A 21,302-nucleotide genomic window follows, 5' to 3' on the forward strand; every position below is an offset into this window, starting at 1 on the left:
CCACCTCCGTAACCTTGCCTCCGAAGCAAACAGGCGGGGGCAAGTGGAACATTCTGAGAGCACCGGCACCGGGCTGCTGCTCGCCGGACGGTACCGGTTGGGCGAGTCCATCGGACGCGGCGGCATGGGCAAGGTCTGGCGCGCACACGATGAGGTGCTGCACCGGGTGGTGGCCGTCAAGGAGTTGACGGCGGGCCGGTTCGTGGCTGAGGCCGACCGGCTGGTCCTGCACGCCCGGACGCAGAAGGAGGCCCGCGCGGCCGCCCGGATCACGCACCCTGGCGTGGTCACCGTGCACGACGTGCTCGAGCACGACGACCGGCCGTGGATCGTCATGCAGTACGTCGACGGGCCCTCGCTCGCCGACGCGGCCAAGGAGGCCGGCACGATCGAGCCCCGCGAGGCGGCCCGGATCGGCCTGCACGTCCTCGGCGCCCTGCGCGCCGCGCACGCGGCCGGCGTGCTGCACCGCGACGTCAAGCCGGGCAACGTGCTGCTCGCGCGCGACGGCCGGGTACTGATCACCGACTTCGGGATCGCCGCGATCGAGGGCGACTCCTCGATCACGCGGACCGGCGAACTCGTCGGATCCATCGACTACCTGGCACCCGAGCGGGTGCAGGGCGGTGACCCCGGCCCCGCCTCCGACCTGTGGTCCCTGGGCGCCACGCTGTACGCGGCGGTGCAGGGCGGCTCGCCGTTCCGCCGCAGCTCGCCGATCAGCACCATGCAGGCCGTGGTGACGGAGGAGCCGCCCTACCCGGAGAAGGCCGGCGCGCTTGCCCCCGTCATCGTGGCGCTGCTGCGCAAGGACCCGGCCCAGCGCCCGCGGGCCGACGAGGCCGAGCGGATGCTGCTGGACGCGATGGAGGGCCGCTCGCCGCAGGCGGCGCAGGCGTACGTGCCGACGCAGCGCGTGGCGGCGGAGGACCTGATCGCCGCCGACTCCGTTCCCTCCTCCACCGTGCCGCTGCCTCGTGACGAGTACGCCGACTCCGCGTCGCCCGCCGCCCAAGCGGCCGGGTCCCGGCCCGGGTCCCGGCCCGGGTCCCGGCCCGGGTCCCGTCCCGGCACCGGCTCCGCGTCCGGCGGCCCGACCCTGGCGTCCGGAGTCCCGGCACAGGGCGGCCGCGGCCGGTGGCGTGCGGCGGTACTCGCCGCCGTGGCCGCCGGGGTGATCGCGGGCGGGGCGGTCTTCGCCGCCATGACCCACATGGGCGACGGCAAGGGCGAGAAGGGCAGTGGCACGCCCAGCGTCACCCAGGGCGCGGCGAAGGACCCGGCCACGGGCATCCCGGCCGGCTGGCACCGCGTCGAGGACCCGGACGGCTTCAGCCTCGTCGTACCCGACGGCTGGAAGCGGCAGACGGACGGCGACAACATCGACTACACGCCGGACAACGGACGCCACCGCATCCGGATCAGCGTCGACTCCGCGCCCGACTTCGAGAACCCCTACGTGCACGTGCTGGACCTGGAGAAGACGCTCAAGAAGCGGATGGACTACCAGCGGATCCTGCTGAACCAGAACACCTACCGCGACCAGGTCCGTTCCGCGCGGTGGGAGTTCACCTGGACCGAGAAGCAGGAGTTCCCGGGCCCCAGGCACGCGATCGACCAGGTCTACTACGCGGACGACGGCACCGAGTACGCCCTGTACATGTCCTCGCCGGAGTCGAGCTGGGAGACCACCCGGGAGCAGTTCGACATCGTTCTGCGGCACTGGCGGGCCCCGGGCGAGCAGTCGGGCTGAGCGGACGGAAAACGCCCACTCGACCGGGCGTAAGCCCCTGATCAGGGCTTATGTGCCAGCGATCGCTGGCGTGATGTGCGCACCCGGTGAAAACGCGTTACCCACGGGTACCCAAAGCGCGGAATGCGCCCTACGCTCGCCCTCATGACGGACTTGCAGGCTCTCGCCCCGACAGCGGCCCCCCTCGGCACCAACCCCGTCGCACCCGCGCCTGCCGGGGCGCGGACGGCCGGCGACGTGGTCACCCCCGACCTGGTCGCCCGGCTCACCCGCGGGGTCGCCGGCTCCGGCCGTACCGCCAACCACACGCCCTTCACCGGGGCCAAGCTGGCGGAGCTGCCCGAGTCCACCCCCGAGGACGTCGCCGAGGCCTTCGCCCGCGCCCGCGCCGCCCAGGGCGCCTGGGCCGCGACGCCCGCCAAGGCCCGCGCCGCCGTGCTGCTGCGCTTCCACGACCTGGTCCTCCAGCGCCAGGGCGAGGTCCTCGACCTCATCCAGCTGGAGACCGGCAAGGCCCGCCTGCACGCCCACGAAGAGGTCCAGTCGGTCGCCGTCGCCGCCCGCCACTACGGCCGCAAGGCCCCCTCGTACCTGCGCCCCAAGCACCACACCGGCGTCGTGCCCACCCTCACCAAGGTGACCGAGCTGCGCCAGCCGCGCGGGGTCGTCGGCCAGATCGCGCCCTGGAACTACCCCCTGGAGCTGTCGGTCGGCGACGCCCTGCCCGCCTTCGTCGCCGGCAACGCCGTCGTGATGAAGCCGGACACCGAGACGGCCCTGACCGCCCTGTGGGCCCGTGACCTGCTCATCGAGGCAGGGCTTCCCGCCGAGGTCTTCCAGGTCGTCATCGGCGAGGGCCCCGTCGTCGGCCCCGAGGTCGTCCGCCACGCCGACTACGTGTCCTTCACCGGCTCCACCCGGACCGGCCGCGAGGTCGCCCAGGGCGCCGCGGCCCGGCTCGTCGGCGTCACCCTCGAACTCGGCGGCAAGAACGCCATGCTCGTCCTCAAGGACGCCGACATAGAGAAGGCCGCCGCCGGAGCCGTCCGCGCCTGCTTCTCCTCCGCCGGCCAGCTCTGCATCTCCATCGAGCGGCTGTACGTCCACGAGTCGGTCGCCGACGACTTCGTCGCCCGCTTCGCCGCCCGCACGAAGGCCATGCGCCTCGGCAACTCCCTCGCGTACGGCGCCGACATGGGCTCCCTCGTCGGCGAGCGGCAGCTGGAGACCGTCACCCGGCACGTCGACGAGGCCGTCGCCAAGGGCGCCAAGCTCGTCGCCGGCGGCGTCGCCCGCCCCGACATCGGCCCCCTCTTCTACGAGCCGACCATCCTCGACGGCGTCGAAGCCCCGATGGCCGTCTGCACCGAGGAGACCTTCGGCCCGGTCGTCTCCATCTACCGCTTCAAGGACGAGGACGAGGTCGTCGAGCGGGCCAACGGCACCCCGTACGGCCTGAACTCCTCCGTCTGGACCACCGACTCCCGCCGCGGCCACGCCGTCGCCGCCCGGCTGCGCACCGGCACCGTCAACATCAACGAGGGCTACGCCCCCGCGTACGGCAGCGTGCGCGCCCCCATGGGCGGCATGAAGGACTCCGGCCTCGGCCGGCGCCACGGCTCCGAGGGCATCCTCAAGTTCACCGAGGCCCAGACCGTCGCCCAGCAGCGGCTGATCCCGCTGGCCCCGTCCCTGGGGATGGACGACGAGAAGTACGCCGCCTTCATGAGCACGTCCCTGAAGGTGATGAAGGCCCTGCGCCTGCGCTGACCGCCCCGCACCCCGTTTCCCGTCCCTTTCGTCGTCCCCTTCGTCGTCCTTTTCGTCGTCCCACTCCGCACGAGGAGAGCCATGACCGCGGTACCCCCTGCCCAGAATCAGGACGAGCAGGCCGGGGCCCGCTCGTACGACTACGACGTCATCGTCGTCGGCTCCGGCTTCGGCGGCTCGGTCACGGCCCTGCGCCTGACCGAGAAGGGCTACCGGGTCGGCGTCCTCGAGGCCGGCCGCCGCTACACCCGCGAGACCCTGCCGAAGAACTCCTGGGACCTGAAGAACTTCCTGTGGGCCCCCGCCCTCGGCCTCTACGGGATCCAGCGCATCCACCTGCTCGGCAACGTCATGGTGCTCGCGGGCGCGGGGGTGGGCGGCGGCTCCCTCAACTACGCCAACACCCTCTACGAGCCACTGGCGCCGTTCTTCGACGACCCGCAGTGGAAGGACATCACCGACTGGCGCGCCGAGCTCACGCCGTACTACGACCAGGCCAAGCGGATGCTGGGCGTCCGGCTCAACCCGACGATGACGCCCTCCGACGTGCACCTGAAGGCCACCGCCCAGGCGATGGGGATCGGCGACACCTTCCACATGGCGCCGGTCGGCGTGTTCTTCGGTGACGGCCGCGATGCCGGCGGCGAGGGTGGGGACGGTACGGCGAAGGCGAAGCCGGGCGGCGAGGTCGCCGACCCGTACTTCGGCGGCGCGGGACCGTCCCGCAAGGCGTGCACCGAGTGCGGCGAGTGCATGACCGGCTGCCGCCACGGCGCCAAGAACACTCTCAACGAGAACTACCTCTACCTCGCCGAGAAGGCCGGCGCGGTCGTCCACCCCATGACCTCGGTCGTCGCCCTCACCGAGGACTCGCGGGGCGGCTACGCCGTCAGGACGCTGCCGACCGACAACAGGAAGAAGGGCGCGGGCCGCACCTTCACCGCCCGCAGGGTGGTCGTCGCGGCCGGCACGTACGGTACGCAGTCGCTGCTGCACCGGATGAAGGACACCGGCCTGCTGCCCGGGATCTCCGCCCGGCTCGGCGAGCTGACCCGTACCAACTCGGAGGCGCTGGTCGGCTCGCAGACCACCGACCGCCGCTACCGCAAGCGGCACGGAAAGGACCGGGTCGACTTCACCAAGGGCGTCGCGATCACCTCGTCCATCCATCCGGACGACAACACCCACATCGAGCCGGTCCGCTACGGAAAGGGCTCGAACTCCATGGGCGGCCTGACCGTCCTCCAGGTGCCGTACGGCGCGCACCGGGTCCGCAACTGGCTCCTGGAGCTGGTCAAGCACCCCACGCTCGCCGTGCGCGCGCTGTCCAACCGCCGCTGGTCGGAGCGGACCATCATCGGCCTGGTCATGCAGTCCCTGGACAACTCCCTGACGACCTTCCGCAAGCCCGGCGGCCTCGGCAAGGGCCTGCTCACCGCACGCCAGGGCCACGGCGCCCCCAACCCGACCCAGATCGAGGCGGCGACCCGGGCCGCCTCCCTGATGGCCGAGGAGATCAACGGCTTCGCCGGATCCAACATCGGCGAACTGATGGGCACGCCGCTCACCGCCCACTTCCTGGGCGGCTGCCCGATCGGCGCGGACGCGGACACGGGCGTCATCGACCCGTACCACCGTCTCTACGGCCACCCGGGCATCTCCGTCGTCGACGGCGCGGCGGTCTCCGCCAACCTGGGCGTCAACCCGTCGCTGACCATCACGGCGCAGGCGGAGCGGGCGATGTCGTTCTGGCCGAACAAGGGCGACGACGACCCCCGACCGCGTCAGGGCGAGGCGTACGTCCGCCTTTCCCCGGTCGAGCCCAAGTCCCCCGCGGTCCCTGCCGAGGCCTTCGGCGCCCTGCGGCTGCCTTTCCTGGGGATGCCCGCGGTCCCGCCGAAGAAGGGCTGAATCCATTCCGGACCGACTCCGGAAAGCCGAAAGGGCGCTGCACCCCCCTCCGAGTGCAGCGCCCCTCCAGCTTTTGGGTGGTGCTGCATAGATGACCGGTGACCTGGGGCATTGGTTGTAGCGCACTCACGAGATCTTTATGTGACGCGCGTCACGTGCCGTGCGGGCGGGTCGCGCAGAGGCCCCGCGCCGCGATTCCGGTCGCGGGCGCGGGGCCTCTGGAGGCGGCACCGGCGTCAGGGCTGCGCGGCGGTGCCGGGGTGGGCGGCGCCGGGGGGAGAGGTGCGCCGCGCGGATGGGGATGGTGGGAGGGGGACGGTGTGGGGTCTCGGGTCGTTCGGCCGGTTGCGGCCGGTCCCGGGCGTCCCCGGGACCGACCGCCCTTTCTGGGTGACCGGGCTGCTGTCCCCTGCCGTCCGGTCACGCGCGCTGAAGCGAGGTCCCACGACGTACCAGAGGTACGTCACACGCCCCAGCGAAGCCACGCGTGGTCTTTTTCGGGCCCGCCCCTGGCTGGCACGGACAACACGACCAACGAAGCCGCGCCGGGCCCGGTCACGCGCCGTACGGGTGAGAGCGGGCCCGAACTCAGATGCGGGGCGCACCCCCGGCGTGTTCCGGCGCCTCGTCGGGCGCGGTGGTCGGGCGCGGTGGTCGGGCGGGTGGTCGGGCGGGTGGTCGGGCGCGGCGGTCGATGCGGCCCGTGCCGTGGCCGTCAGACGCGGCCGCGGCACAGCTCCAGCACCGTCATCGCGAGCGCCGTACCCGGCTTGCCCAGCGCGTCGCGGTAGTGGCCGAGCACCTCCATCTCGCGGGCCAGGTTCACCCGGCGGCCGCCGGAGGAGATGCGGGCCTCCTGGATGACGGCCGAGACGGCCATCCGTTCCTGGATCAGGCCGATGATCCGGTCGTCGAGCGCGTCGATGCGCTCGCGGGCGTCGCCGATCAGCTCCGCGGCCTCGTCGGTGCGGGCGCCGGTCTTCTCGGTGGAGGCGGTGGTCACAGGGGGCTCCTCGGGTGTCGGGTCCGGGAGCCCCGGGCCGGCGTCGCCCGGGACAAGCAGAACGCCCCGGGCCTTGTCGGCCCGGGGCGCCTGGGAAGTCGCTTGTCAGTTGCTCAAGCAGCACGACCATGGCAGCCGGTGGGCCGGTTGCCATAGGTAAAGACGAAGGTCGTGAGCTTGCGCATGGGCACAGTATGGACCCCGCCCGGCGCCCGCGGCCAAACCGGGTTCGGATGGTGAGACGAAAAGCGACACCCGCGCGCCGGTAGAATCGACAAATAGCCCCCCTCTCGGGGGAACCTCTCCTACCGCCGGAAGGCCGCCGTAGTGTCATCAGCGACTCCCGCTGCCGCGCCCGACGTCTCCAACCCGGACGTAGTCCTCGTTGTCGACTTCGGCGCCCAGTACGCCCAGCTCATCGCCCGCCGTGTCCGTGAGGCCCGGGTCTACAGCGAGATCGTCCCGTCCACCATGCCGGTGGCCGAGATGCTGGCCAAGGACCCGAAGGCGATCATCCTCTCCGGCGGCCCGTCCTCCGTGTACGCCGACGGCGCCCCGCGCCTGGACCGCGCCCTCTTCGAGGCCGGGGTCCCCGTCTTCGGCATGTGCTACGGCTTCCAGCTGATGGCCCAGACCCTGGGCGGCACGGTCGACGACAACGGCGCCCGTGAGTACGGCCGCACGCCGCTGCACGTCTCCAAGGCCGGCTCGACCCTGTTCGAGGGCACCCCGGTCGAGCAGTCCGTGTGGATGTCGCACGGCGACGCCTGCTCCGCCGCCCCCGAGGGCTTCACCGTCACCGCGTCCACGGACGTCGTGCCGGTCGCCGCCTTCGAGAACGACGAGAAGAAGCTGTACGGCGTCCAGTACCACCCCGAGGTGCTGCACTCCACGCACGGCCAGCAGATCCTGGAGCACTTCCTCTACCGCGGCGCCGGCATCGAGCCCAGCTGGACCACCGGCAACGTGATCGAGGAGCAGGTCGCGGCCATCCGCGCCCAGGTCGGCTCCAAGCGTGCCATCTGCGGTCTGTCCGGCGGCGTCGACTCCGCCGTGGCCGCCGCGCTCGTGCAGAAGGCCATCGGCTCGCAGCTCACCTGCGTCTACGTCGACCACGGTCTGATGCGCAAGGGCGAGACCGAGCAGGTCGAGAAGGACTTCGTCGCCTCCACCGGCGTCAACCTGAAGGTCGTCGACGCGCAGGAGCGTTTCCTCACCGCGCTCGCCGGGGTCTCCGACCCGGAGACCAAGCGCAAGATCATCGGCCGCGAGTTCATCCGCGTCTTCGAGCAGGCGCAGGCCGAGATCGTGGCCGAGGGCGCCGCCGACGGCGAAGAGGTCGCCTTCCTCGTCCAGGGCACGCTCTACCCGGACATCGTCGAGTCCGGCGGCGGCACCGGCACCGCCAACATCAAGTCCCACCACAACGTGGGCGGCCTCCCCGAGGACCTGGAGTTCGCGCTCGTCGAGCCGCTGCGCCAGCTCTTCAAGGACGAGGTCCGCATGGTCGGCCAGGAGCTCGGCCTGCCCGAGGAGATCGTCCAGCGCCAGCCGTTCCCCGGCCCCGGCCTCGGCATCCGCATCGTCGGCGAGGTCACCAAGGAGCGCCTGGACCTGCTGCGCGAGGCCGACGCCATCGCCCGCGAGGAGCTCACGGCCGCCGGTCTCGACCGCGAGATCTGGCAGTGCCCGGTCGTGCTGCTCGCCGACGTCCGCTCCGTCGGCGTCCAGGGCGACGGCCGCACGTACGGTCACCCGATCGTGCTGCGCCCCGTCTCCTCCGAGGACGCCATGACCGCGGACTGGTCGCGCCTGCCGTACGAGGTGCTCGCCCGCATCTCGACCCGGATCACCAACGAGGTCGCCGACGTCAACCGTGTCGTCCTCGACGTCACGAGCAAGCCGCCGGGCACCATTGAGTGGGAGTGACCCCTCCCGTATCCGAGTGAAGCCGCCGCCCCTGTTCCGGGGGCGGCGGTTTCGCCGTTTCCAGGACGGCGTGGATATTGGATCCCCAAGCCGGCGCCGACCTGGATATTGGATCCAATATCCAGAGGGCGCAGTCTGGATCCCCCATGCAACGCCCGCCGGGCCTTTGTCCGTACGGGCTCTGGTGACTTGCCGGGCCGGGCGTTACCTTCCGGCGCATGACCGAGATACCGGCGCCCGTCCCCGTCGAGCAGCTCCACTTCGCCATGCCGCCCGTCCACGCGACGGCCGCCGAAGAGCGCACCCACCGCAAGCAGCGACTCGCGGCCGCGCTACGGGTCTTCGGGCGGCTCGGGTACGAGGAGGGCGTCTCCGGCCACATCACCGCGCGCGACCCGGAGCACCCCGACTGCTTCTGGGTGAACCCCTTCGGCGCCCCCTTCGCCGAGCTCACCGCGAGCGACCTGATCCTGGTCAACGGTGACGGACAGGTCGTCTACGGTGCCCACCACGTCAACCAGGCCGCGTTCACCGTGCACGCCGAGGTCCACCGGGCACGGCCCGACGTCGTCGCCGTCGCCCACACCCACTCCACCCACGGGCGGGCGCTCGCCGCACTCGGCGAACTGATCGACCCGATCACCCAGGAGGCCTGCGCCTTCTACCAGGACCACGCCCTCTACGACGCCTACACCGGCGTCACCGTCGATCCCGAGGCAGGCCGCCGGGTCGCCGTCGCCCTCGGCCCCTTCAAGGGGATCGTGCTGCGCAACCACGGGCTGCTCACGGTCGGTTCCTCGGTGGACGCCGCGGCCTGGTGGTTCATCGCGATGGAGCGCTGCGCCCAGGTGCAGCTGGCCGCACGGGCGGCCGGCAAACCCGTGCTCATCGACCACCGCGACGCCGTCGCCACCCGCGAACAGCTCGGCAGCGACCTGGTCGCCTGGATCAACTACCAGCCCCTGTGGCGGCGGATCAGCCGTACGCAGCCCGAACTCCTGACGTAGAACACCTGTCGCAGAACATGGGCTTGGCTGTCCTTACGTCAATGTGATGACGGTTCAATCACCCCCGTGTGAGCTGTGTGAAGCCCCGTACAGGAGGTGCGGGTGCGGCACAATTCCCAGGAATCAACAGCCAGTTGACGAGGTCGGTCGACCGAACGGGAAGTGGGCGGCGCCGTGGCGGTGCAAGAGGCGAGACAGTGCGGGGCGAGCCCGGACGGCGGCGGCTGCCCGCACTGCGAAGGCTCCGGCCACCGGCGCGCCGTCGCCGCCTTCCTCGCCCGGCGCGAGGAGCTCGCCACGGGCCACGGCGTGCCCGCCGCCCTCGCCCACTCGCCGATCGCCTCCCGCCAGTGGGTCTCCGACGAACTCGCCCAGTCCGCGCGCACCGTCACCGCCCGCGGCCGTGAGGCGGGCGCGGCCCGGCTCGGGCGGGTACGCCGCGGCACCCTCGCCGTCGTGTGGGGCGCCGTGCTCGCGCTGCTCCTCGGGCAGGCCCTCACGGGGCTCGGCACCGGCTGGACCGGCACCCGCACCGCCGCGCTGGCCACCGCCACGCTGCTCGCCGCGGTCCTGACCGCCGTCGCCCGGCTGCACTCCGCGCGCGGCGGCGTCCTCGCCCCGCTCGTCGGCGAGGACCAGCGGTTCTCCACCTCCCGCACCGTCGCCGCCGCCTGGCTCCTCCTCTGCGTCTTCGCCGTGCTCCTGCTCTCCCTGCGCCTGGCGGGCGGCGCACCCGCCGTGGACCTCGCCCTCGGGCGAGGCGCGGGGCTGCTCGCCGTCTTCGCCCTGGTCTCGGTCGTCACCGTCGTCTCCCGGCTGATCGTGTCGCTCCGGGTCGCGGCCCGACGCCTGCAGAAGGTCCGCGGCGACCGCCCCCGACCCGCCGATCTGCTCTGCGACGACGACGGCCGGGCAAGCCTCACCGACGTCCAGTACGTCCTGGTCTCCGGCGCCGTGCTCGTCCTCGCCGCCGTCCGGCTCGGCCGGACACCGGACCGGCTGCCCGAACTGCCCTGGGCCCTGGTGGTGCTGGTCGCCGTCTCCGCCGCCGGCTATCTCGCCGGCAAGTGCGTCGAGGGCGGCCGCCCGAAGGTCTTCTCCGTGGTGCGCGCCCGCGAGGCGGGCGACCTGGACGCCCCGATCCGGATCGGCGACGACATCGAGATCCGCGGCACCGGCTTCGTCCCGGCCGGGGCGGCCGCCCCCGACCCGCTGACCCGGCTCGTCGTCAGGTTCGGCCCGGTCCACGCGCATGCCCCGCTCATCCCGGTCCCCGGCGGCTTCGCCAACCCGACCGACACCGCACTGACCGTCCCCGTGCCCGCCGACGTGGAACCGGGCCGGACGGAGGTGTGGGTCGTGACGGCCGCCGGAGTCGAGACCAACCGGGTCACGATCGACGTCGTCGACTGACTTCCCCGCACGCGCCCCTCTCCTGTCACAGGAATTCCGAGCAGAATCGTCTTCGAGACAGTGGCGCGTGGCGTGGAGAGGCGGCCGGAGATGACGGGACGGACGGGAATCAGTGGCTTCGGGGGCGCCCGCGGCAGCGGCGGCTCCGGCCGCCTCGACGCGTGGAAGGCTCTCGCCTCCCGCTACGCGCTCGTTCCGCTGCGGATCTTCCTCGGCGTCACCTTCATCTACGCCGGGCTCGACAAGCTGACCGATCCCGCCTTCTTCTCCGACACCGGCACCGAGTCGATCGGCGAGGTCATGCGCGGCGTCCGCGACACCTCGGCCATCCCGGCTCTCGTGGACCTGGCCCTGAAGAGCCCCGTCGGCTTCGGCTACGCCATCGCGATCGGCGAGCTGGCCGTCGGGCTCGGCACCCTGTTCGGCCTGTTCGCCCGGGTCGCCGCGCTCGGCGGGGCGCTGATCTCGCTGAGCCTCTGGCTGACCGTGAGCTGGCAGGTCAACCCGTACTACCTCGGCAACGACCTCGCCTATCTGATGGCCTGGCTCCCGCTGCTGCTCGCCGGGGCCCCGGTGCTCTCGCTCGACCGGCTCCTCGCCGAGCGCCGCCGTACGAGGTAGGCGACCCAGGTCGCCAGCGCGGCGAGGCCGAGCGCGCCGCACAGCACCGGGATCACCATGTACCAGGCGACGGACAGGGCGCCGGCCGCGTCGGCCGCGAAGAGACCCGCGAGGGCGAGGGCGGCCAGGCCCAGGATCAGCCGGCCGGGGCGGAACTCATGGACCAGCACGGGTGACCTCCACCTGTCCGAGGCCGACCTCGAGCGCGAGGTCGACGGTGCCGCCCGGGGTGACGCCCGGCGGCGGAGCGAACGTCCGCGTCTCGTCGACGTCCGGCCTGATGTCGATGTCGTCGGGTGCCCGCGGGGGTTGTACGGGCTGCCGCGGGGTCGGCGGCGATACGGGCCGGAGCGAGGCCGGCGGCGGTACGGGCTGCGCGGAGGCCGTCGGCGCCGGTGGTGCCGTGGGCAGGGTCGCGCCCTGTGCCGGCAGACGGAGGTCGCCGAGGCCCAGCTGGACCCGCAGCTTCACCGTCACGTTCTTCGGGACGATCACCTCCAGCTTCCCCGCCCCGACCTCCGCCCTCGTCGCCAGCGTCGTGCCGGCCGGGACGGCCAGTGCCGACAGGTCGAGGGTGCCGATGCCCGTGCCGAGCACGTACCGCGTCTGGACGGCCGCCACGCTCGCCGGCCGCCAGGTCTCGCGCACCCACTCCGTCGAGATCTCCTTCGGCAGCGCCGACGCCAAGGCCAGCAGGCCCGCCGTGACGACCGTGAGGAAGACCGTGCCGAAGCCGGTCCTTCCCACCAGGCTGCTGACGACCAGGCCCACGCCGAACACCGCGAGCGCGGCGGCCAGACCGATCTGCAGGCTCGTGCCCAGCGGGTGGTCCTGCCACGAAAGCCCGGTGCCGAGACCGCCCGCCACCAGGGCGAGCAGGAAGACCAGACCGCCGATGGACGGCGGCCCCGTCCGCACCCGCTTCGACGGGGTGGGGCGGCCCGGCCCGGCGGGCCCCGGCCCCCACTGGCTGCCGGGGGTCGGCACCACGCCGTCGATCTTGCCGTCCTCGTCGAGGATGCCGTGCGGGCCCCACAGATAGCCGACGGCCACCTTGCCCGTCGAGCCGTCCTTGACGATCGGGTCCCGCCACCAGGACGGGAACTCCACCAGCGGCGGGGCCTTCGTCTCCGGCGGGGCCTCGGCGACCGCGAGCGCGGCCGCCGCGTCCAACCGGCTGCCCTCCTCGGCGGCCGCCGCGACCCTGGGCCGCCGCTGCGACCAGACCGCCGCCCCGCCCACCGCGACCGACAGGACCAGCGCGAAGCCCAGCGTCCCGCCGTTGTGCAGCATCGACAGGAAGATCCCGCAGCCCACGAGGGCCGTCAGCACCGCGGTCAGCGACGAGCCGGACACCCGGCCGGTCAGCAGCCTGCGCCCCTCGTTCTCCTCCTCGCCCGCGAGCGGTACCAGCAGCCACGCGAAGCCGTAGAAGATCAGCCCGACACCGCCGGTGACCGCCAGCACGCCCAGCGCGATCCGGAAGATCACCGGGTCGAGGTCGAAGTGCCGGCCGAGACCGCCGCACACGCCGGCCACGACCTTGTGCCCGCGCGTCCGCCGCAGCGGCGGAGCGGGCGCGGCGTCGGCCGGCGGCGGGGCCTCGTGGGGCGAAGGCGTCGAACTCGTCATGGCTCCATGGTGACCGCCCGTGACGCCCCGCGGCACCGGGACCGACCCTGCCTTGACCCTGATCTTCCGCGGGCCGCGCACCCCGAGACGGTTCCGGGGCCGATATCCGGGCCGACCCTGATGCCCGGGGCGGGCCGAACGTGTGACGATCAATCCATGTCCGCAGCCGCCCGTGTCACCGACACCGACGAACCGCCCGTCCGCAGGCTCTACCGCAGCGTCGACGGCCGGTGGCTCGGCGGTGTCGCGCGCGGCCTCGCCGGACACCTCGGACTGCCCGTGATCTGGGTCCGCGCGTTCTTCGTGGCCCTGATGCTCACCGACGGCCTCGGCGCGCTGCTGTACGCGGTGTTCTGGATCGTCGTCCCGCTCGGCGTCGGCGGCCGCTCCACCCCCCGGCCCTTGTTCGAGACCACCCCGGACGGCCGCCGGCGCCTCCGCAAGCCCGACCGGGGGCAGGTCTTCGCGCTGATAGCCCTCGCGCTCAGCGTCTCCGTCTTCGTCGGCAACCTCAACGTCGACAGGCAGGCCGGGCGGTACATCTGGCCTTCGCTGCTGATAGGCGTCGGCGTCGTCCTGGTCTGGCGGCAGGCGGACAACGCCCGCCGCGCGAGCTGGACCGACACCGACCGCCGGCGGCGGGTCCTCCAACTCGTCCGCGGGCTGGTCGGCGTCGCCCTGGTCGGCACGGGGCTCGCCGTCTTCCTGGTGGTCCGCGGCTCGGTCGCCCAGCTCGGCACGGCGCTCACCGCCGCGGTCGCGGTCCTCACCGGGATAGCGCTGCTCGCCGGACCCTGGCTGGTGCGGATGTCGCAGGACCTCACCGAGGAGCGCACCCTGCGCATCCGCGCCCAGGAGCGCGCCGAGGTCGCGGCCCACGTCCACGACTCCGTGCTGCACACCCTCACCCTGATCCAGCGCAACGCCGACGACGCCGGAGAGGTACGCCGGCTCGCCCGCGCCCAGGAGCGGGAGCTGCGGAACTGGCTGTACAAGCCGGAGGGCACCGGCAAGGACGAGGACGAGGAGCCTGCGACGCTCGCCGAGGCGGTCAAGCGGGCCGCGGCCGAGGTCGAGGACAAGCACGGCGTCCCGCTGGAGGTCGTGGTCGTCGGCGACTGCCCGCTCGACGACCGGCTCGGCGCACAGATGCAGGCCGCGCGCGAGGCGATGGTCAACGCCGCCAAGTACGGTGGCGAGGGCGGGCCGGTGCAGGTCTACGCGGAGGTGGAGGGCCGGACGGTCTTCGTCTCCGTGCGGGACCGCGGGCCGGGCTTCGACCCGGACGCGGTGCCGGACGACCGTATGGGCGTACGAGAATCGATCATCGGCCGGATGCAGCGCAACGGCGGATCGGCGCGGCTGAAGTCCGCGCCGGGCGGGGGGACCGAAGTGGAGCTCGAGATGGAGAGGGCGGACGGATGAGCGACGAGACCGTGACCGGGAGCGGGGATGCGGCGCAGGGCACGGAGCGCCGGGTGCGGGTCGTGCTCGTCGACGACCACCGGATGTTCCGTACCGGGGTGCAGGCCGAGATCGGCCGGACCGATGTGACGGGCGTCGAGGTGGTCGGCGAGGCGGCCGACGTCGACCAGGCGGTCACGGTGATCACCGCGACCCGCCCGGAGGTCGTCCTGCTCGATGTGCACCTGCCGGGTGGCGGCGGGGTCGAGGTGCTGCGCCGCTGCGCGAGCCTGATGGCGGCGGCCGAGGACCCGGTGCGCTTCCTGGCCCTGTCGGTGTCCGACGCCGCCGAGGACGTCATCGGGGTGATCCGGGGCGGTGCCCGCGGCTATGTCACCAAGACGATCACCGGCACCGACCTGGTGGACTCGATCTTCCGGGTCCAGGAGGGCGACGCGGTGTTCTCGCCGCGTCTCGCGGGCTTCGTGCTCGACGCGTTCGCCTCGACGGACGCGCCGCCCGTGGACGAGGACCTGGACCGGCTGACCCAGCGGGAGCGGGAGGTGCTGCGGCTGATCGCCCGCGGATACGCGTACAAGGAGATCGCCAAGCAGCTCTTCATCTCGGTGAAGACGGTCGAGTCCCATGTCTCGGCGGTGCTGCGCAAGCTCCAGCTCTCCAACCGGCACGAGCTGACCCGCTGGGCGACCGCCCGCCGCCTCGTCTAGGCCGTTCGTCCGGGGCCCGTCCCGGGCACCCACCCGCGTCACCCCGCCCGCGCCACCCCACCCGCGTCACCCCACACGGGTGGCGCCCGCGAACGGCATCTCGTCGATCGGGGCGACCCGGACCGGGGCGCCAGGCCGGGGGGCGTGGATCATCTGGCCGCCGCCGATGTAGAGGCCGACGTGACTGATCCCGGAGTAGAAGAAGATCAGGTCGCCCGGGGCCAGCTCGGAGCGGGAGACCCGGCGGCCGGCGTTGATCTGGGAGTACGTGGTGCGCGGCAGCGAGACGCCCGCCGCGCGCCAGGCCGCCTGGGTCAGGCCCGAGCAGTCGTAGGCGGAGGGACCGGTCGCCCCCCAGACGTACGGCTTGCCGAGCTGGGCCTGGGCGAAGGCGATGGCCTCGGCGGCGCGGGTGTTCGGCGCGGTGACCGGCCCGCGGATCGCGGAGGCCCGGTCGGCCCGGTCGGTGGTCGCCGCGGACGAGTGGCCGGTTGCGCCGTCGCGGCCGGCCACGGCGGCCTCGTACCGGGCCCGCTCCTCGGCGGTGAGCCGGGCGAGCAGCGCCCGCGCCGCGTCCAGCTTCCCCTGCACGGTCGCCTTCTGACGGCGCAGCTCCGCCTCGTGCGCCTTCAGCTCCCGCAGCCGGCCCTCGGACTCGCCGTGCAGCTGGCGTACGGCCACGAGCTCGCGCCGTACGGCGGAGACGACGGCGGCCTGCCGGTCGCCGGCCTTCTCGGCGAGCGCGGCCCGCTCCAGGTACTGGTCGGGGTCGGAGGTGAGCGCGAGCTGGATCGCGGGGTCGAGGCCGCCGGAGCGGTACTGCGCGGCGGCGACCGTACCCAGTGCCTCGCGGGAGCGGTTGAGCCGCTCGGTCCTGCGGGCGGCCTCGTCGCGCAGCCGGTCGAAGGCGGCCCGGGCCCGGTCCGCCTTCTCCTTCGCGCCGTTGTACTTCTCGGTCGCCACCTCGGCCTGCTCGTACAGCCGGTCGACCTCCGCTTTGACCTGAGCGGGGGTCGACCGGGGCGCGGCCTGCCCCGACCCCTCGAAGACGGTCGCGGTCGCCGCGGAGGCGAGGGCCAGCGTGGCGGCGGTCCGGGCCGCCTGGCCACCGAGGGGGGACTGCTTGGGCTTGCGGTGCGCTGCCACGAGGGCGGGTCACATCCTCTCCCTGTGGGGGACGCTGCCCGCCGGGACCGGCGACGGCCCGCACAGGGGAGACGGGCCGCCGCCGGCTTTTCTCGGCGGGGGCGACCGGCAGCCGCCGGAGTCCGGCGGTGGTGGGGAGCCGGCCACCTGGGGGAGGACGCTAAACCTGGCTGCCGCGGCCCTGCGGGGAGTTGACCGCTATTGGCTTCAGTTGTCGCTCCCGGACCGTTCTCGTTCGCCCCGGTCCACGGTCGGACGGCGCTTCCGGCAGCCGCCTGACCGAAGCACCGGACGGGGTGGACCCGCCCGAACGCCGGTGCTACGGCCCCCGTTAGGCTCCGCCCCATGGACGTACTCATCAATGTCTTCGTCGCCCTGCACATCATCGGAATCGCCGCCCTGCTCGGCGGATTCCTCACCCAGATGAAGGCGATGGGCGCCGGTACGGCCCGCTTCACCCCGGCCATGCTGCACGGCGCCCTGACCATGCTGGTCACCGGCGTCGCCCTGGTCGGCCTCAACCAGGCCGACGACCAGACCGTCAACAACCTCAAGGTCGGCATCAAGCTGGCCGTCCTGGTCGTGATCCTGGGTCTCGTCTACGTCAAGCGCGACGAGGAGCGGGTCGACAAGGGCCTCTTCGGCGCCGTCGGCGGCCTGACCATGGCGAACATCTTCATCGCCACCCTCTGGGTCTGACCGCCGCTCCCGCCCCGGACACGCCTCAGACCGGACGCACGCTGCCGTAGATCGGCATGTAGTAGATCGACTCCTCGCGCACATAGGCGCCCGGCTTCGGCGCGTGGATCATCTTTCCGCCGCCGATGTAGATGCCGACGTGGCTGACGTCGTCGTAGAAGAAGACGAGATCGCCCGGCAGCAGGTCCGCGGTGGCGACGCGCGTGCCGACCTTCACCTGGTCCCAGGTGGTGCGGGGCAGGTCCACACCCGCCGCGCGCCACGCTCCCTGGGTGAGGCCGGAGCAGTCGTACGAGCTGGGGCCCGTCGCGCCCCACACGTACGGCTTGCCGATCTGCGCCCGGGCGAAGGCGAGCGCCTCGGCGGCCTTGGCCGCGTACGAGGAGCCGCCGGTGCCGCCCGACGGGGGCTTCGCCGGCGTCGGGTCCGGTGTCGGCGTGGGCTTGGTCTGCTCCCGGCGCTTCCGCTCGGCCTCGGCGGCCGCCTTGGCCCTGGCCTCCTCCTTCGCGCGCTCCTCCGCCTTGCGGCGGGCCTCCGTCTGCCGCTTGCGCTCCAGCTCCGCGAGGCGCGCCTTCTCCTGCGCGGTCAGTCGCGCCAGGAGCGTGCGCGCCTCGGCCAGCTTCCGCTGCACGGTCTGCTTGCTGTCCCGCAGCGCGGTCTGCGAGGCGGTCAGCTCCGCCAGGCTCCGCGTCGCCTCGGCCCGCTGCTTGGCCGCCGCGGCGCGCTGGGACTCGTACGCGGCGACGGCCGTGTGCTGCCGGTCGGACAGCCGGTCCATCAGGTGGGTCTGGTCGAAGTAGTCCTGCGGGCTGTCCGCGAAGATCAGGGTGGCGGTCGGGCCGACGGCGCCGGTGCGGTACTGCGCCGCCGCGTACGAGCCGAGGGCGCGCCGCGAGTCGTTGATCGCCGCCGTGCGGCGGGCCACGTCGTCGAGGATCCGGTCGACCTTGCGCCGCTGCCGGTCGGCGGCCTCCTTGGCGCGGTCGTACTCCTGCGTCGCCGTGCCGGCCTGCCGGTACAGCTCGTCGACCTTCTTCTGGATCTCCTCGACCGTCGGCTTGGGCTTCGGCGCGGCCGGCGCGCCGGGCGCGGCCAGCGCGCTCTGCCCGGAGAGCAGCGTGACGGAGGCGAGGGCGGCCGTCGTGACGCCGACGGCGGTGGAGTGGGGACGGGTGGTGCGCGGCTTGCGGTGGGACGCCAAGGCCGGCATCTCCTTCCTGGACGCCGTGGAGCACCCGACGGCCGTGGGGGACGGCCGGGTCCGGCGTGGGCCGCCCGTTCGACGCGGTTCGCCGACGGTGGAGAGGAGGTAGGGGACGGGCCGCTTGGGCGAGCACGCTAGCGAGCCGTGGGGGCGGCTGGGAAGGCCGGTGTTCGATATGCCCGATACATTTTCGTGACCTTGCGCACGCAGGCGTGGGGACGTCGTCCGTGTGTCACGCGGGCGTACCGGGTGCTCACCCTCAGCGCTCTGCCGCTCACTTCCGGAGGCGGCAGCGGAGTGTCAGTGCGGCGCCCTAGACTCGTTAGGCGATGAGCAGCCTCTTTGACGACAGCTTCCTGGCGAGCCTCCAGAACCACTCCTCGGAGGAGCCCCCGCCCCCGCCCGAGGACCACCACCACGGCGCCCCGGCCGCGGAGGAGGTCCCGCACGACCTCTTCGGGGAGCACTTCGAGGCGCCCCCGGCCGGCCGGGAGGCGTACTACCGCGACGGCGCCCACCGCCCCGCCGTGGACCCCGCCGCGCTCCTGGAGGGGCTGAACGAGCAGCAGCGCGCCGCCGTCGTGCACACCGGCTCCCCGCTGCTCATCGTCGCGGGTGCCGGCTCCGGCAAGACCCGGGTGCTCACCCACCGGATCGCCCACCTCCTGGGCACCCGGCACGTGCACCCCGGGCAGATACTGGCGATCACCTTCACCAACAAGGCCGCCGGCGAGATGAAGGAGCGCGTCGAGCAGCTCGTCGGCCCGCGCGCCAACGCCATGTGGGTGATGACCTTCCACAGCGCGTGCGTCCGCATCCTGCGCCGGGAGAGCAAGAGGCTCGGCTTCACGTCCTCCTTCTCGATCTACGACGCCGCCGACTCCAAGCGCCTGATGGCCCTGGTCTGCCGCGACCTGGACCTCGATCCGAAGAAGTTCCCGCCGAAGTCGTTCAGCGCCAAGATCTCCAACCTGAAGAACGAGCTGATCGACGAGGAGAGCTTCGCCGACCAGGCCGTCGACGGCTTCGAGAAGACGCTCGCCGAGGCGTACCGGATGTACCAGGCGCGGCTGCGCGAGGCCAACGCCCTGGACTTCGACGACATCATCATGACGACGGTCCACCTGCTCCAGGCCTTCCCGGACGTCGCCGAGCACTACCGCCGCCGCTTCCGCCACGTCCTCGTCGACGAGTACCAGGACACCAACCACGCCCAGTACACCCTCGTCCGCGAGCTCGTCGGCACCGGCTACGAGGACCTCGGCCCGGCCGAGCTGTGCGTCGTGGGTGACGCCGACCAGTCGATCTACGCCTTCCGCGGCGCGACCATCCGCAACATCCTCCAGTTCGAGGAGGACTACCCGGACGCGACCACGATCCTCCTGGAGCAGAACTACCGCTCCACCCAGACGATCCTGTCCGCCGCCAACGCCGTCATCGAGCGCAACGAGTCCCGCCGCCCCAAGAACCTGTGGACCAACGCGGGCGCCGGCGCGCAGATCACCGGCTACGTCGCCGACACCGAGCACGACGAGGCCCAGTTCGTCGCCGACGAGATCGACCGGCTCACCGACACGGGCGACGCCAAGGCCGGCGACGTCGCCGTCTTCTACCGCACCAACGCCCAGTCCCGCGTCTTCGAAGAGATCTTCATCCGGGTCGGGCTGCCCTACAAGGTCGTCGGCGGCGTGCGCTTCTACGAGCGCAAGGAGGTCCGCGACGTCCTCGCCTACCTGCGCGTCCTCGCCAACCCCGAGGACAACGTGCCGCTGCGCCGCATCCTCAACGTCCCCAAGCGGGGCATCGGCGAGCGCGCCGAGGCGATGATCGACGCCCTCTCCCTGCGGGAGAAGATCACCTTCCCGCAGGCGCTCAAGCGCGTCGACGAGGCCTACGGCATGGCGGCCCGCTCGGCCAACGCCGTCAAGCGGTTCAACACGCTCATGGAGGAGCTGCGCACCGTCGTCGACTCGGGCGCGGGACCCGCCGTGGTCCTGGAGGCCGTGCTCGAACGGACCGGATACCTGGCCGAGCTGCAGGCCTCCACCGACCCCCAGGACGAGACCCGCATCGAGAACCTCCAGGAACTCGCCGCGGTGGCCCTGGAGTTCGAGCAGGAGCGCGGGGACGAGCCCGCCACCCTCGCCGAGTTCCTGGAGCAGGTCGCCCTCGTCGCCGACTCCGACCAGATCCCCGACGAGGACGAGGAGGGCTCCGGCGTCATCACCCTGATGACCCTCCACACCGCCAAGGGCCTGGAGTTCCCGGTGGTCTTCCTCACCGGCATGGAGGACGGCGTCTTCCCGCACATGCGGGCGCTCGGCCAGACCAAGGAGCTGGAGGAGGAGCGCCGCCTGGCGTACGTGGGCATCACCCGCGCCCGCGAGCGGCTCTACCTGACCCGCTCCTCGATGCGCAGCGCCTGGGGCCAGCCCTCGTACAACCCGGCCTCGCGCTTCCTGGAGGAGATCCCCGCCGCGTATCTGGAGTGGAAGCGGACCGGCCCGATGGTCAAGCCCGCCGGGCCGACCTCGGGCATCACGTCCTCGCTCTCCTCCTCGCGCGCCCGCTCCGGCCCCTCGGGCTTCGCCACGCGCCGCACGAGCGACAAGCCGGTGATCTCGCTCCAGGTCGGCGACCGGGTCACCCACGACCAGTTCGGCCTCGGCACGGTCATGGCGGTGACGGGTATGGGCGCGGACGCCCAGGCGACGGTCGACTTCGGCGACGAGAAGCCGAAGCGGCTGCTGCTGCGGTACGCGCCGGTCGAGAAGCTGTAGGAGCACGTACGAGGAAGGGGCCCCGGCCGGACGCTTGGGTTCTAGTGGTTGTCGCAACACCCCAGTTCAGGGGTGGCGATGGACTTCGAGATCCGGCGGGACCGGACCCCTCAAGGGCCCAGGAAGCTGAGCCGGGAGCGGGAGGCATACTCCCGGCTCATGCAGCAGGGCTACAGCAACCGGGAAGCATGCCGGATCGTCGGCATAGACACCCGCACGGGCAGGAAGTGGCTTTACGGGCGTAAGCCCACGGGCACACAGAGGAAGGCGCTGGCACCGCTTGGCGCGGTGGCGGCGCCTTC

The 21,302-nt window shown here is 72.5% G+C and carries 16 protein-coding genes and 1 pseudogene; 12 read left to right on the forward strand and 5 right to left on the reverse strand.

Translation table 11 applies throughout. From position 1 onward, the window contains the following. The first annotated feature begins 43 nt into the window (after nucleotides 1-43). The 3 genes from ACIGEZ_RS14795 (at nucleotide 44) to ACIGEZ_RS14805 (ending at nucleotide 5,434) form a co-directional block, all read left to right on the forward strand. Nucleotides 44-1,753, forward strand: a complete 1,710-nt coding sequence (locus ACIGEZ_RS14795; protein WP_399830529.1) for a protein kinase — start codon at nucleotides 44-46, stop codon at nucleotides 1,751-1,753. A 144-nt stretch (nucleotides 1,754-1,897) separates the two neighbouring features. After that, nucleotides 1,898-3,523, forward strand: a complete 1,626-nt coding sequence (locus ACIGEZ_RS14800; RefSeq protein ID WP_399830532.1) for a succinic semialdehyde dehydrogenase — start codon at nucleotides 1,898-1,900, stop codon at nucleotides 3,521-3,523. Between the two features lie 81 nt (nucleotides 3,524-3,604). Beyond that, nucleotides 3,605-5,434: a GMC oxidoreductase gene (locus ACIGEZ_RS14805; RefSeq protein WP_399830534.1), complete on the forward strand. Its 1,830-nt coding sequence runs from the start codon at nucleotides 3,605-3,607 to the stop codon at nucleotides 5,432-5,434. Nucleotides 5,435-6,149: 715 nt separating this feature from the next. On the opposite strand, the gene ACIGEZ_RS14810 is transcribed toward ACIGEZ_RS14805, so the two are convergent. Then, on the reverse strand, nucleotides 6,150-6,437 hold the full coding sequence (locus ACIGEZ_RS14810) for a chorismate mutase (protein WP_399830537.1): 288 nt from the start codon (nucleotides 6,435-6,437) through the stop codon (nucleotides 6,150-6,152). 327 nt (nucleotides 6,438-6,764) lie between these two features. Between ACIGEZ_RS14810 and guaA the strand changes: the two genes are divergently transcribed. From guaA to ACIGEZ_RS14830, 4 genes are all read left to right on the forward strand, one after another. Then, a complete protein-coding gene (gene guaA, locus ACIGEZ_RS14815) occupies nucleotides 6,765-8,366 on the forward strand; it encodes a glutamine-hydrolyzing GMP synthase (RefSeq protein WP_399830540.1) in 1,602 nt (533 codons plus the stop codon). Between the two features lie 218 nt (nucleotides 8,367-8,584). Further along, entirely contained in the window at nucleotides 8,585-9,373 is a 789-nt protein-coding gene (locus tag ACIGEZ_RS14820; RefSeq protein WP_399830543.1) for a class II aldolase/adducin family protein, read from the forward strand. 174 nt (nucleotides 9,374-9,547) lie between these two features. Continuing rightward, nucleotides 9,548-10,786: a hypothetical protein gene (locus tag ACIGEZ_RS14825; protein ID WP_399830546.1), complete on the forward strand. Its 1,239-nt coding sequence runs from the start codon at nucleotides 9,548-9,550 to the stop codon at nucleotides 10,784-10,786. Between the two features lie 90 nt (nucleotides 10,787-10,876). Then, nucleotides 10,877-11,407 (forward strand): DoxX family protein, encoded by a 531-nt coding sequence (locus ACIGEZ_RS14830; RefSeq protein ID WP_399830549.1) that lies wholly within the window; start codon nucleotides 10,877-10,879, stop codon nucleotides 11,405-11,407. Here ACIGEZ_RS14830 and ACIGEZ_RS14835 read toward each other — a convergent pair. Together ACIGEZ_RS14835 and ACIGEZ_RS14840 are read right to left on the reverse strand one after the other, a co-directional pair. After that, complete coding sequence (locus tag ACIGEZ_RS14835) at nucleotides 11,317-11,577, reverse strand: hypothetical protein (RefSeq protein ID WP_399830552.1); 261 nt, start codon at nucleotides 11,575-11,577, stop codon at nucleotides 11,317-11,319. The two genes, ACIGEZ_RS14830 and ACIGEZ_RS14835, sit on opposite strands and share 91 nt — an antisense overlap. Then, nucleotides 11,564-13,039 (reverse strand): PspC domain-containing protein, encoded by a 1,476-nt coding sequence (locus ACIGEZ_RS14840; RefSeq protein ID WP_399830555.1) that lies wholly within the window; start codon nucleotides 13,037-13,039, stop codon nucleotides 11,564-11,566. The genes ACIGEZ_RS14835 and ACIGEZ_RS14840 overlap by 14 nt, the downstream gene beginning before the upstream one ends. Nucleotides 13,040-13,159: 120 nt before the next feature. Between ACIGEZ_RS14840 and ACIGEZ_RS14845 the strand changes: the two genes are divergently transcribed. Both ACIGEZ_RS14845 and ACIGEZ_RS14850 read left to right on the forward strand, forming a co-directional pair. Further along, the gene (locus tag ACIGEZ_RS14845; RefSeq protein WP_399830558.1) at nucleotides 13,160-14,464 is read left to right on the forward strand and encodes a PspC domain-containing protein; all 1,305 of its coding nucleotides are present in this window, start codon (nucleotides 13,160-13,162) and stop codon (nucleotides 14,462-14,464) included. Beyond that, a complete protein-coding gene (locus tag ACIGEZ_RS14850) occupies nucleotides 14,461-15,171 on the forward strand; it encodes a LuxR C-terminal-related transcriptional regulator (protein WP_399830561.1) in 711 nt (236 codons plus the stop codon). The genes ACIGEZ_RS14845 and ACIGEZ_RS14850 overlap by 4 nt, the downstream gene beginning before the upstream one ends. Nucleotides 15,172-15,237: 66 nt before the next feature. Here the strand turns inward: ACIGEZ_RS14850 and ACIGEZ_RS14855 are convergent, their stop codons facing one another. Further along, nucleotides 15,238-16,317: an NlpC/P60 family protein gene (locus ACIGEZ_RS14855; RefSeq protein ID WP_399830564.1), complete on the reverse strand. Its 1,080-nt coding sequence runs from the start codon at nucleotides 16,315-16,317 to the stop codon at nucleotides 15,238-15,240. 345 nt (nucleotides 16,318-16,662) lie between these two features. Here ACIGEZ_RS14855 and ACIGEZ_RS14860 point away from each other — a divergent pair, with 345 nt between their 5' ends. Beyond that, nucleotides 16,663-17,016, forward strand: coding sequence for a hypothetical protein (locus ACIGEZ_RS14860; RefSeq protein WP_399830566.1), 354 nt, complete (start codon nucleotides 16,663-16,665; stop codon nucleotides 17,014-17,016). Nucleotides 17,017-17,041: 25 nt separating this feature from the next. On the opposite strand, the gene ACIGEZ_RS14865 is transcribed toward ACIGEZ_RS14860, so the two are convergent. Beyond that, nucleotides 17,042-18,226 carry an NlpC/P60 family protein gene (locus ACIGEZ_RS14865; RefSeq protein ID WP_399830569.1) on the reverse strand — a complete coding sequence of 395 codons (1,185 nt, stop codon included), beginning with the start codon at nucleotides 18,224-18,226 and terminating at the stop codon, nucleotides 17,042-17,044. Between the two features lie 323 nt (nucleotides 18,227-18,549). On the opposite strand from ACIGEZ_RS14865, the gene pcrA reads away from it, so the two are divergent. Together pcrA and ACIGEZ_RS14875 are read left to right on the forward strand one after the other, a co-directional pair. Further along, complete coding sequence (gene pcrA / locus ACIGEZ_RS14870) at nucleotides 18,550-21,000, forward strand: DNA helicase PcrA (protein ID WP_399830572.1); 2,451 nt, start codon at nucleotides 18,550-18,552, stop codon at nucleotides 20,998-21,000. A gap of 78 nt (nucleotides 21,001-21,078) precedes the next feature. After that, nucleotides 21,079-21,302 (forward strand): annotated as a pseudogene (locus ACIGEZ_RS14875) (IS30 family transposase); the annotation flags it as partial.

Origin of the sequence: Streptomyces sp. NPDC085481, from assembly GCF_044541845.1 — a bacterium.
Lineage (GTDB): Bacteria > Actinomycetota > Actinomycetes > Streptomycetales > Streptomycetaceae > Streptomyces.